At 66.7% G+C, this 11,970-nt stretch carries 8 protein-coding genes; 7 read left to right on the top strand and 1 reads right to left on the bottom strand.

Annotated elements, in window-relative coordinates:
- Window positions 1-90: 90 nt before the first annotated feature.
- Complete coding sequence (locus IT40_RS26585; protein ID WP_147307268.1) at window positions 91-1,017, bottom strand: LytTR family DNA-binding domain-containing protein; 927 nt, start codon at window positions 1,015-1,017, stop codon at window positions 91-93.
- 692 nt (window positions 1,018-1,709) lie between these two features.
- On the opposite strand from IT40_RS26585, the gene IT40_RS26580 reads away from it, so the two are divergent.
- From IT40_RS26580 to ehuC, 7 genes are all read left to right on the top strand, one after another.
- A complete protein-coding gene (locus IT40_RS26580; RefSeq protein ID WP_052095684.1) occupies window positions 1,710-6,533 on the top strand; it encodes a Hint domain-containing protein in 4,824 nt (1,607 codons plus the stop codon).
- A gap of 347 nt (window positions 6,534-6,880) precedes the next feature.
- Window positions 6,881-7,306 carry a hypothetical protein gene (locus IT40_RS01960; protein WP_114536359.1) on the top strand — a complete coding sequence of 142 codons (426 nt, stop codon included), beginning with the start codon at window positions 6,881-6,883 and terminating at the stop codon, window positions 7,304-7,306.
- 12 nt (window positions 7,307-7,318) lie between these two features.
- A complete protein-coding gene (locus IT40_RS01955; RefSeq protein ID WP_036749861.1) occupies window positions 7,319-7,627 on the top strand; it encodes a hypothetical protein in 309 nt (102 codons plus the stop codon).
- 513 nt (window positions 7,628-8,140) lie between these two features.
- A complete protein-coding gene (ehuR, locus tag IT40_RS01950) occupies window positions 8,141-9,526 on the top strand; it encodes a MocR-like ectoine utilization transcription factor EhuR (protein ID WP_036749858.1) in 1,386 nt (461 codons plus the stop codon).
- Window positions 9,527-9,623: 97 nt separating this feature from the next.
- Window positions 9,624-10,409: an ectoine/hydroxyectoine ABC transporter ATP-binding protein EhuA gene (gene ehuA, locus IT40_RS01945; RefSeq protein WP_036749854.1), complete on the top strand. Its 786-nt coding sequence runs from the start codon at window positions 9,624-9,626 to the stop codon at window positions 10,407-10,409.
- Window positions 10,410-10,432: 23 nt separating this feature from the next.
- A complete protein-coding gene (ehuB, locus tag IT40_RS01940) occupies window positions 10,433-11,254 on the top strand; it encodes an ectoine/hydroxyectoine ABC transporter substrate-binding protein EhuB (RefSeq protein WP_036749852.1) in 822 nt (273 codons plus the stop codon).
- A gap of 59 nt (window positions 11,255-11,313) precedes the next feature.
- Window positions 11,314-11,970 carry an ectoine/hydroxyectoine ABC transporter permease subunit EhuC gene (gene ehuC / locus IT40_RS01935; RefSeq protein WP_036749849.1) on the top strand — a complete coding sequence of 219 codons (657 nt, stop codon included), beginning with the start codon at window positions 11,314-11,316 and terminating at the stop codon, window positions 11,968-11,970.

Raw genomic sequence — 11,970 nt, 5'->3', positions numbered from 1 at the left:
AATGGCGTCGGCTGCCCCTGCCTAGTCGAGAACACGGGGCCATGCCAACCGCCCCCTTCCCGCGCCGGGCCCGGCCCGCGGGCGCCCGCATCAGCCCTGGCCCGTCGCCTGCCGCCGCGCCGCAAAGGCCGCCTCCAGCCGCTTGCGGTGGGCGCGGGGCACGGTGACGGTGGTCCCGTTCCACAGCGTCAGCAGCAGCCGGCTGTCGGGCAGCGGCGCATGCTCGACGATGGCGTCGTAGCTCAGCCAATAAGAGCGATGCACCCGCATCCCCGCATCCTCGGGCAGTTGCGTGACCGCGTCCGACAGGCGATAGCGCACCAGCACCTCCTGCTCCTTGGTGACGACGCGGATGTAATGCTCCTCGGCCCGGATCAGCCGCAGGGCGGTGATGGGCCAGCTGTAGCTGCCGAATCGCACCGCGCGGGGCGGAGGCGGCACCGGCGGCTGCGGCGGCCGCGGCGGCTGCCGCAGTATCGGCACCGGCAGGTGACGCGTCATCGGCGCCGGCAGCGGTGCAGCCTGCGGCGCCGCGGGCGGCTGCGGGGCGGGCGGCTGCAGCACGACCTGCGGCGGCCTGGGCAGCGCCTCGGCCGGGTCGGCCGCGACCCGCAGCTCGGCCGCGGCCGGCGCTTCGCGTTGGGACTGGAGCTGGGTGGCCTGGATGAAAACCTTTGTATGCGGCAGCACGAAGATCGAGAACAGGATTTCCAGGTTCAGGATGACGAAATAGATCAGCACGAACTCTTCCGTCAGCGGCCTGAAGTTGGACCAGACCGGGCCGACCATGATCGGGTTGTAGACCCGCGCGAATCCCAGCGTCGCCAGCAGGGCGATCAGGGTGATCAACGGCACCGGCACGATCAGCCGCGGCCAGCGGCGGCAACACTTTTCTATCAGCAGCAATGTCCCGACCAGGATGCAGTAAAAGAACAGGGCCATGGCGGAAAACACGATCACGAACTCCCACCACGGCGGCGATGGCTGGAGCTGCACCGGGTAAAGATAGGTGATCAAGACGCTGGAAATCCCAAAATAGATCAGGAAATGCTGATCTGTCATTAGACGCCAAATCTGAATCGGCGTAAGCGAAAGCCTCCGCCCCGTCACCAAGACGAAATTGATCTGGGAATCGGCCGCCCGGCCGTTTCGCATGCTCCGTGCCGATCGATCCGCATTCGGCATGTCCGTCGTCACCCGGCCCGTTTTCTCATGAGTCATGGGGCGGCTGTTTAACCCATTTGTGCCGGCACTCAACCTATAGGCAGATTCGGCTGGGACCTGAGCCGGGGTCTTGGCCGGATTCGCAAGGGGATTCGCACCCGAATCTCTGGCGGCACCGTCGTTTGACGACAAGAGGCGGGACATCTTTCACCAGCATATACCATTTCACGTCACATGAACTGTAGCAGAAGAGTCTTTACCTACCGTTACCGTCATTCCATGACAATCGAACTGCAATCGGCGACATTTTAGTCATTCGGCATGTCGATCCACGGCTTCGCGCTGGGAAGCCCGCCCCCCCTCCGCTAGCAAGTTTTCATCATAGGCTGGACGCATCCCGAGTGCGGCCAGCTTTCATCGTGAAAACTGGTTGGAGCCCCTGCCGTGTCGGAAGTTGGTATTTTTTTCAGAGTTTTCAGACAGACCGCCCCCTCCTTGCCCGCTGTTCGTATTGCCGCGAGCCGGATCCATACCGGAGATGAGAAATGACAAACCGGATCAACAACGTCTTCTATATCGGAAACCGGCCGATCCTGGACACGGTCCAGGGCAATGGCGTCATGGAAGGCGCCGCAGATCTTCTGGGCCGTTACGACCTTGGCTCGGGTTTCACATATTACAACCTTCAGACCCAGCATGATCCAAGTGTTGTGGACGGGTTGCTGGCAACCAATGATTACGGCGCCACCGTGGCAAACCCCGGCGCCGGCTGGTATGATGAAGGCTTTGCCAATACGCCTTCCGGCGGCTATAGCCGACTGGACGAGGAGCAGCTTTATCGTGGCGATGTTCACTATCGGGACATCGACGGCCTTGAAAAGGTGTTGTCCAATGTTTCCTTCACCGCCTATCAGACCGAGAATGGCGATACCTTCGTCGTTCCGTCGGCCGAAATTGTGGGCGGAACTGGAAACGGTGTCTACGGGGATCCCGGCGAGCTTACGCCCAGCATACTGAGCGGCCTCGATATTCTCGGCTTTGAATTGCACACCGTGCGCAACGATGCGATCGGCCAGGATAAGCTCATTTATGACTGGGAATCCGTCCACGACACGGTCAAGACCTTCTATCTGGGCAACAAGTCGATCCTGGATACCGTGCAGGGCAACGGGACCATGGAAAACGCCGCCAACCTGCTGGGCGGGTATGACGCCACCAGCAGCACGCCGGGCGACAATCAGTTCAAGCTGCACACGCTTTGGGTCCGCCATGATCCGGCGGTGCGGGATGGGTTGCTGGCGACGAATGATTATGGCCGCGGTGCCAGCCACCCCGACGGCTATTATGACGAAGGCTTCGCCAACACCCCCTCGGGCGGCCAGGGCGGCACCAGCTTCAGCGAACTCGACTCGCAACAGCTGTTCTGGGGCAATGTCCATTACATCGACGACAATGGTCAGGCGCAGGTTCTGAACGATGTCGCGCTGAACGTCTATCAGCTTGAAAACGGCGATGTCTTCGCGGTGCCCACGCATGAAATCAAGGGCGGCGACGGGAAGTATGGCGATCCGGGAGAGTTGAAGCCCAGCCAATTGGCGGGCCTGAATATCTCGCGCATCGAGCTGGTGTCGCTGCGCGACAATGCCATCGGCAAGGACAGCCTGCTTTACGATTGGGAATCGCTGGATCCCGAGGGCGCCGAAGAATGGCAGGGCGGTCCGGGCGACGGAATCGTGGATGGCACCGACGGCGACGACACCATGGTCCCCGGCTATCGCGACGCCCAGGGCGATGAGATCGACGACGCCGACGGGCTAGACGATTTCATCAACGCTGGTGCGGGCCACGATTCCGTTAACGGCGGTGAAGGTGACGACAATATCGACGGCGGCACGGGCAACGACATCCTGGAAGGCGGGGCCGGCAATGACGTCCTGTTCGGCCGCGAGGGCGAGGACTTCATGTATGGTGGCGCCGGCAACGACATGCTGGACGGTGGCCTTGACGGCGACGTCATGTGGGGTGACGAGGGCAACGACCTGCTGAATGGCGGCGAGGGCGACGACATCCTGGTGGGCGGGACCGGCGAGGACACGCTGCTCGGCGGCGCCGGCGCGGATGTCCTGTCCGGCGGCGAGGACGACGACCTGCTGGACGGCGGCGCAGGCGACGACTCGCTTGACGGCGGCAACGGCAATGACACGCTGCTGGGCGGCGACGGCAAGGACACGTTGTTGGGCGGCGAGGGCGACGACTCGCTGGACGGCGGTCTGGGCAACGACTCGCTCGAAGGCGGCGAAGGCAACGACACGCTGGACGGCGGTGCCGGCCATGACAGCCTGTTTGGGAGCCACGGCAACGACGTCCTGGAGGGTGGCGACGGCAATGACACGCTGATCGGTTGGGGTGGCAACGACACCTTGGAAGGCGGCCTGGGCGATGACTTGCTGGACGGTGGCGCCGATCAGGATCTTCTGAAAGGCGGCGACGGAAACGACACCCTGTTGGGTGGCGCGGGCAGCGATACCCTCGACGGCGGCCATGGCGACGACCGCCTGGAGGGCGGCGAGGACAACGATACCCTGGTCGGCTGGGGCGGAAGCGACACCCTGGTCGGCGGCCTGGGCGACGACTCGCTGGAAGGTGGCGCCGATGACGACGTCCTGGAAGGCGGCGAGGGCAACGATACCCTGTTCGGCGGCGATGAGAACGACCTGCTCGATGGCGGCGCCGGGGATGACTCCCTGCTCGGCGGGTTCGGCAACGACACCCTGTTGGGTGGCGCGGGCAGCGATACCCTCGACGGCGGCCATGGCGACGACCGCCTGGAGGGCGGCGAGGACAACGATACCCTGGTCGGCTGGGGCGGAAGCGACACCCTGGTCGGCGGCCTGGGCGACGACTCGCTGGAAGGTGGCGCCGATGACGACGTCCTGGAAGGCGGCGAGGGCAACGATACCCTGTTCGGCGGCGATGAGAACGACCTGCTCGACGGCGGCACCGGGGACGATTCCCTGCTGGGCGGAAACGGCAACGACACCCTGCTGGGCGGCGCGGGCAGCGATGCGCTCGACGGCGGCCATGGCGACGACCGCCTGGAGGGCGGCGACGGCAACGATACCCTGATCGGCTGGGGCGACAAGGACACTCTGATCGGTGGCTTGGGCGACGACTCGCTGCACGGTGGCGCGGATGACGACCTTCTGGAAGGCAGCGAGGGCCACGACACGCTGCTTGGTGGCGATGGCAACGATACCTTGCTTGGCGGCGAGGACGACGACGTGCTCGATGGTGGCAAGGGGGATGATTCCCTCCACGGCGGCTACGGCAACGACGCCTTGGAAGGCGGAGACGGCAACGACACGCTGATCGGATGGGGCGGCAACGACACCCTGGTCGGCGGCCTGGGCGACGACTCGCTGGACGGCGGCGCCGATGACGACGTCCTGGACGGCGGCGAGGGTAACGACACCCTGTCCGGCGGCGATGAGAACGACCTGCTCGATGGCGGCGCTGGGGATGACTCCCTGAGCGGTGGATACGGCAACGACACCCTGCTGGGTGGCGCGGGCAGCGATACGCTCAACGGCGGCCATGGCGACGACAGCCTGGAGGGCGGCGAGGACAACGATACCCTGATCGGCTGGGGTGGCAACGACACCCTGGTCGGCGGCCTAGGCGACGACTCGCTGGACGGTGGCGCCGATAACGACGTCCTGGACGGCGGCGACGGGGACGATTCCCTGTTCGGCGGCGATAGCGACGACACCCTGCTGGGCGGCGCGGGTAACGATACCCTCGACGGCGGCTACGGCGATGACCTTCTGGAGGGCGGCGAGGGCAACGATACCCTGATCGGCTGGGGCGGCAAGGACACCCTGATCGGTGGCCTGGGCGACGACTCGCTGCATGGTGGCGCGGATGACGACCATCTGGAAGGCGGCGAGGGCCACGACACGCTGCTTGGTGGCGATGGCAACGATACCTTGCTTGGCGGCGAGGGCGACGACGTGCTCGAGGGCGGCCTGGGCGACGATTCGCTGGTGGCCGGCGAGGGCAAGAACACCCTGGTGGGCGGCGCCGGCAACGACACGCTGATCAGCGGCAACGACGACGACGCGCTTTACGGCGGCGAGGGCAACGATTCCCTTGATGCCGGCCATGGCAACAACCTCATCGATGGCGGGGACGGCGACGACTACCTGATCGGCCGCTCGGAAAACGACACGCTTTACGGTGGCGCCGGCAACGATACGCTGCTCGCCGGCACCGGCGACGACCTCCTGGAGGGCGGCGAGGGCAACGACAGCCTGGAAGCCAGTGCCGGCACCGACACCCTGCTGGGCGGCGGGGGCAACGACACGCTGCATGGCGGGGCCGGCGACGACCTGCTGGATGGTGGGGCCGGCGCCGATAGGCTGACCGGCGGCCAGGGCATCGACCGCTTCGTCGTCGATGCCGGGGGCGATGTGATCACCGATTTCGACGCCAACACCGGCATGGGCGACGGGCAGGCCAACAACAACGAATTCGTCGATCTTGCCGCCTTCTACAACGAGACCACGCTGGCCGCCTGGAACGCCGCCAATCCGGGGCAGACCTACAAGAACGCCCTGCATTGGCTGCGCGCGGACCAGGGCGACGGTGTGCTGGATGCGGTCGGCGGGCTGCGCATTCTGGACGGCACCGGCAATGCCGTCCAGGCCGACAAGCTGACCACCGAGAACACCGGCGTCGTCTGCTTCCTGCGCGGCACCCTGATCAAGACCGAGGATGGCGAGGTTCCTGTCGAGAAGCTGGAACCGGGCATGAAGGTGATGACGCTGGACCACGGCTACAAGGAGCTTTCCTGGATCGGCAAGCGCGTGCTGTCGGCCGCGGAACTGGCCGAGCAGCCCAAGCTGCGCCCGATCCGCATCCGCGCCGAGGCCCTGGGCGAGAACCTGCCCGAGCGCGACCTGATCGTCTCGCCCCAGCACCGGGTGCTGCTGCGCTCGGTCGTGGCGCGGCGGATGGTCGGCGAGGCCGAGGTTCTGCTGGCCGCGCGCCATCTGATCGGGCTGGAAGGCGTCGAGGTGGTCGAGGACATGCAGGAGGTGGAATACTGGCACTTCATGTTTGACCGGCACGAGGTGGTCTTCTCGAACGGGGCGCCCACGGAAAGCCTGTTCACCGGCCCCGAGGCGATGAAGGCGCTTGGGGCGGAGGCTCGGGAAGAGATCTTCACGCTCTTCCCGGAACTGGCCGAGCCCGAACGCGAGGTGCCCGTCGCGGCCCGGCTGCTGTTGCGCGGCCGGCAGGGGCGGCACCTGGTGCAGCGCTTGGTCGTCAATGGCAAGCAACCGTTCACCTGGGGCAAGGTGGGCTGATGCCGACCGGGGCGCGGGCCCAGCGCCACGCCCCGGACCATGGCGACCTGGCGGGCGGATGGGACGGAAACAACCGTCGCGCCGACCGCAAGGCCCTGGCGGTGGCCGAGCAGCGCCGACAGGGCCCCAATCACCGAAGCGGCAGGGGCATCTTGCCGCCTGGACCAGGAAGGCCGGCAGCACCGCCCCGCGCGGGGCGGTTCTGGAACGGCTGCACCAAAGCGTCACGGTGCGAACCGGCTGCGGCACGCTCCTCGCATCGCCTTGCGGCGGAGACCGGCGCGGCGCGGCAGACCGTGGCTGTCACGGAACAGATCCGCAGAGCCGATACGGAACCGGAGGCCGACATGCTTGCAGAACACACCCCCGTCCAGATCCGCCGCAGCGGGGCCATGGTGCCCGTGCAATCCCTGCGCGCCGGAGATGTCCTTTACGACCCGCTGTCCGACGATCATGTCGAGATCCTGGGCATTTTCGGCTGCTGCTCGCTTGAGGCGCAGGGCCTGCTTTTCGGCGTCGCGCAGGGCCGCCTGGGTCCGGGCTGCCCCACGCACGGGCTTGCGCTATCGCGGCGCCGGCCGATCCTGGTTCCGGGAGCGCCGGAGGGGAATGAGGACCAGCCCCGCCTTGGCCCGCCGACCGCCCAGCGGATCGGCATCCCGCTGCCAGAGGACGCCATGCTGTTCGCCATCTTTCCCGAACGCGACCGCTTCGTGATGTCCTGCGGGTTCTGCCTGCGCGTCCTGGCGCCCTGTCCATCCCATTTGCATTGAAGGAGCCACCCCATGGAAAAGGTCATGCGCGATGAATTCTGCCGATTCGACAGCGATCACGCGGGCGGCTTTCCGATGGGGACCGTCATCCTTGCGGTTCTGACGGCCCTTGCGGCCGGTGGACTGGCCTGGTGGATGGGCTGGGGGCTGGTATGGATCATCGCCGCCTATTGCCTGACCGGCTCGGCGACGTTGGTGGCGCTTGCCTGGCACAACGCGAACCATGTCCCCGACGATCATGCCGGGTGCTGCGGGCGTCTTTGCGCGGGAGAGGCCGAAGAGCCGGCCCGCCCCGCCGTCGCAGGAAGCCGGTTGCGATAACGTCCCGCAAGCAGGGCCGCGACAGCGGGGGCGCGCCGACTGCGCAACGATACCGCCTGTTGCCTGGCCCGCCAGACGCGCAACGGGGCGCCCCTTGGTCGTCACCCGCAAGCCCTTCGGCAGCCCGGCCCAGGCGCCGGTCGAAAGGGTCCGCCCAACATCAACATGGCTATGCGGTCCTGCGTGCCGCCGCAGCCGGCGCCGTCGTCGCGGCGGGGCTGCATCCCGCCGCATCGGGCACGCGCGCGCCAAGGGCGATGTCCAGATCTTGCGCCTGGCGAACCGCCGGTGTCCGGGACAGGCGGCGGCCCCTCGCTTTTGCCGGGCTGAAATTTGCCTTGGCGATCCCGGAACTTCATGGGCTCGGCCTTTGCCGCAGCCTGAGTTCCCGGTGAGGGTCGAAGGGCGGCGATCCGCCCTTTCAGCCCCCCGAAGGGCAAGACAGTGATTGCGGGGGCGGCGGTGAAATCATAACATTCCTGCCTATCGACAGGATTGCCTTGGTCTTCGCTCATGACAATATGGACCCCCGACCCCAGCGCCTTGCATCGCCCGGCCTATCTTTCCTTGGCCGAGCAATATGCGCGGGCGATCCGCGATGGCCAATTGCCCGCCGGAACCCGCCTGCCGCCCCAGCGCCGGCTGGCCGACGATCTGGGCCTGTCGGTCCAGACCGTCTCGCGCGCCTATGAGGAGCTGATCCGCCGCGGCCTGGTGGTGGGAGAGGTCGGGCGCGGTTCCTTCGTGCTGCCCCCCGGCTCGGAAAATACCCCGCCCTACCTGGCCGAGCGGCTGGGCGAGCTGGTGGACCTGTCGATCCTCAAGCCCGTCACCGAGCGGATGCATGTCGAGACCTTTCGCGAGGGGCTGCATTGGGTCGCCGAGAACCTGCCCGTCCCGGCGGCGTTGTCGTTCCGGCCGAACTCGGTCCTGCCGCAGCACCGGCAGATCGCCGCGGACTGGCTGCGCCGCAAGGGGATCGAGGCGGCGCCCGAAAACATCACCCTTACCGACGGCGCCACATCCGCCATCACCACCGCGGTGATGAGCGCGGTGCCCGCGGGCGGCACGCTGGCCGCCGCCGCGCTGACCCATCACCTGCTGATGCCGCTGTGCAAATACCTGGGCCTGCACCTGGAAGGGCTGCCGGTGGACGAGGACGGCATCGTGCCCGAGGCGCTGGACCACCTGGCGCGCAAGGGCAGCCTGCGCGCGCTTTACATGCAGCCGGCCGCGATCAACCCCATGGCGATCATGAGCAGCGCCGAGCGGCGCGCCGAACTGGCCGCCATCGCCCGCCGCCACGACCTGCTGATCGTCGAGAACGACATGCTGAACGCGATGATCCCGGACCGGCCGCCGCCCATGGCGGTGCTGGCGCCCGAGCGGGTGCTGCATATCAACGGCTTCACCAAGACCACGCTGCCGGGGCTGCGGGTGGCCTGGCTGCTGTCGCCGCCGCGGCTTGCCTCGGCCACCGCCAACCGGCACCTGGTGACGAACTGGATGGCCACCCCCGCCATGGTCGAATTGCTGAGCCATTGGATCGGCGACGGCACCGTGGACCGGCTGATCCTGTGGCAGCGCGAGGCGCTGGCCATCCGCCATGGCATCGCGCGCGAGGTTCTGGGCGCGGCCCCCTTCCGCAGCCATCCGCAAAGCCTGCACATCTGGCTGGAACTGCCCCCCGGCCGCGACGAAGAGGAATTCGTGGCCCAGGCCCGACAGCGCGGCGTCGCCGTCGCCTCGGGCCGCGCCTTCCGGCTGAGCGAGCGGGGTCGGCGCGACGCGGTGCGAATCGCGCTGGGTTCGACCGGGACGGAAGAGCTGCGCCGCGGCCTTGCCCTGGTGGCCGAAACCCTGGGCGGCAGCGCGGAACCCCTGCTGCCGCTGATTTGACAGGCAGATTGCCCCGGAAAATTGTCATGATATTATTTAAATATTGACCTGATTTAATCTCGCTGCAAAGTTCCTCTGGACAGCAAGGGGGACGCTTTTGGACCAGCCGATCATTCGCATCCAGAACCTGCGAAAGTCCTTCGGGACGCTGACCGTCATTGACGGGCTGAACTTCGACGTGATGAAGGGCGAAAAGCTGGCGCTGATCGGCCCCTCGGGCTCGGGCAAGACCACCATCCTGCGCATCCTGATGACGCTGGAGGACATCTCGGGCGGGCGCATCGAGGTCTGCGGCGAGCCGCTTTACCACATGCAGCGGAACGGCGCCGAGGTGCCGGCGGACGAGGCGCATCTGCACAGGATGCGCCGCCATATCGGCATGGTCTTCCAGCATTTCAACCTGTTCCCGCACAAGTCGGTCTTGCAGAACATCACGCTGGCGCCGATGCTGACCAAGGGCGAGGCCCGCGCCGCGGCCGACAGGCGGGCGCGCGATCTGCTGGACATGGTGGGGCTGGCCGACAAGGCGGATTACATGCCAAGCCAGCTTTCCGGCGGCCAGAAGCAGCGCGTCGCCATCGCCCGCGCCCTGGCCTTGCAGCCGCAGATCATGCTGTTCGACGAGGTGACTTCGGCACTCGACCCCGAGTTGGTCGAGGAAGTGCTGGAGGTGATGAAGCGCCTGGCCGCCGAGACCGACATGACCATGCTTCTGGTCACGCATGAGATGGGCTTCGCCCGTGATTTCGCCGACCGCGTCCTGTTCTTCGACAAGGGCCGCATCGTCGAACAGGGCCCGCCTGCCCAGCTATTCACCGCGCCGCAAGAGGACCGCACGAAGTCCTTCCTGCGCAAGATCATCGCCGCCGGACAGCGCGTGTGATGCCAACCCGACAGGAGAGAACGATGAAGAAATGCCTGATTGCCGTGGCCTTGCTGGCCGCACCGCTGCCCGCCATGGCCGACAAGCTGGAAGACCTGCAAAAGCAGGGCTATGTCCGCATCGCCATCGGCAACGAGCCGCCCTATACCGCCGTCGCCTCGGACGGCAAGGTCTCGGGGGCGGCGCCGGACGTGGCGCGCGCGGTGTTCGAAAAGCTGGGGATCAAGGACCTAGAGGCCTCGATCGCCGAATATGGCGCGATGATCCCCAGCCTGCAGGCCGGCCGCGTCGATGCGATCACCGCGGGCCTGTTCATGAAGCCCGAACGCTGCAACGCGGTCGCCTATTCCCAGCCGATCCTGTGCGATGCCGAGGCGCTGCTGGTGCCCAAGGGCAATCCCAAGGGCTTCAAGTCCTATGCCGACATCGCCAACGACGCCTCGGCCAGGATGGGCGCCCCCGGCGGCGGGACCGAGGAAAAGCTGGCGCTGGATGCCGGCGTGCCGCGCGACCGGCTGGTCGTGGTGCCCGACCCGCAATCGGGGCTGAAGATGGTGCAGGACGGCCGCATCGACGCCTATTCGCTGCCGGTCCTGTCACTGAACGACCTGCTGGCGAAATCGGGCGACGCCAACCTGGAAGTCTTTGCCCCGGTCGAAGGCGCCCCGGTCTATTGCGACGGCGCCGCCTTCAACAAGAAGGACACCGCGCTGCGCGACGCCTTCGACGTGGAACTGGCCAAGCTGAAGGAATCGGGCGAATTCGCCCAGATCGTCGAGCCCTACGGCTTCTCGGCGGCCGCGGCCATGTCCACCACCCGCGACGCGCTCTGCGCCGCGCAGTAATATCCGGGGCGGGGGCCGACCCCGCCCATCCCGACAACGGCAAAGGCAGGCTTCGGCGCATGGGCGACTGGGCAGGATATCTGACACTCATCCTTATGGGGGCCTGGGTCACGGTCAAGCTGACCCTGATGGGTTCGGCCCTGGCGTTGGTCGTGGCCTTCATCGCCGGGCTCGGCCGCATCTCGCGCCACGCCTGGGTCCGCTGGCTCGCGACCGCCTATATCGAGTTCTTCCGCGGCACCTCGATCTTCGTGCAGCTGTTCTGGATCTATTTCGTGCTGCCGATGACCGGCGCGGAACTGACGCCGATGCAGGCCGGGGTGATGGCCCTAGGGCTGAACGTCGGCGCCTATGGGGCCGAGGTGGTGCGCGGCGCCATCCTGGCCGTGCCGCGCGACCAGCACGAGGCCTGCGTGGCCGTCAACCTGACCCGGTTCCAGCGCATGCGCCACGTCATCCTGCCGCAGGCGCTGCCCCTGATGCTGCCGACCTTCGGCAACAACGCCATCGAGCTTTTGAAGGCTACCTCGGTCGTGTCGCTGATCTCGCTGTCGGACATGACCTTCCAGGCGCAGGTGGTGCGGTCGCAGACCGGCAGCACGCTGATGCCCTTCGTCACCATCCTGCTGCTGTATTTCGCCATGTCCTCGGCGCTTTCCTTCGGCATGCGCCGGCTGGAGCGGCGGGTGACGCGCGGCCTGGACGGGGTGCGCTGA

Origin of the sequence: Paracoccus versutus, from assembly GCF_000763885.1 — a bacterium.
GTDB lineage: Bacteria > Pseudomonadota > Alphaproteobacteria > Rhodobacterales > Rhodobacteraceae > Paracoccus > Paracoccus versutus.
Note: the sequence above shows the minus strand (reverse complement) of the source record. Positions and strands in the feature narration are given on the sequence as shown.

Coding starts and splice junctions, on each gene's coding strand:
- IT40_RS01955 (WP_036749861.1), top strand. CDS start 7,319: ATGGAAAAGGTCATGCGCGATGAATTCTGCCGATTCGACAGCGATCAC.
- ehuC (WP_036749849.1), top strand. CDS start 11,314: ATGGGCGACTGGGCAGGATATCTGACACTCATCCTTATGGGGGCCTGG.
- IT40_RS26580 (WP_052095684.1), top strand. CDS start 1,710: ATGACAAACCGGATCAACAACGTCTTCTATATCGGAAACCGGCCGATC.
- IT40_RS01960 (WP_114536359.1), top strand. CDS start 6,881: ATGCTTGCAGAACACACCCCCGTCCAGATCCGCCGCAGCGGGGCCATG.
- ehuB (WP_036749852.1), top strand. CDS start 10,433: ATGAAGAAATGCCTGATTGCCGTGGCCTTGCTGGCCGCACCGCTGCCC.
- ehuR (WP_036749858.1), top strand. CDS start 8,141: ATGACAATATGGACCCCCGACCCCAGCGCCTTGCATCGCCCGGCCTAT.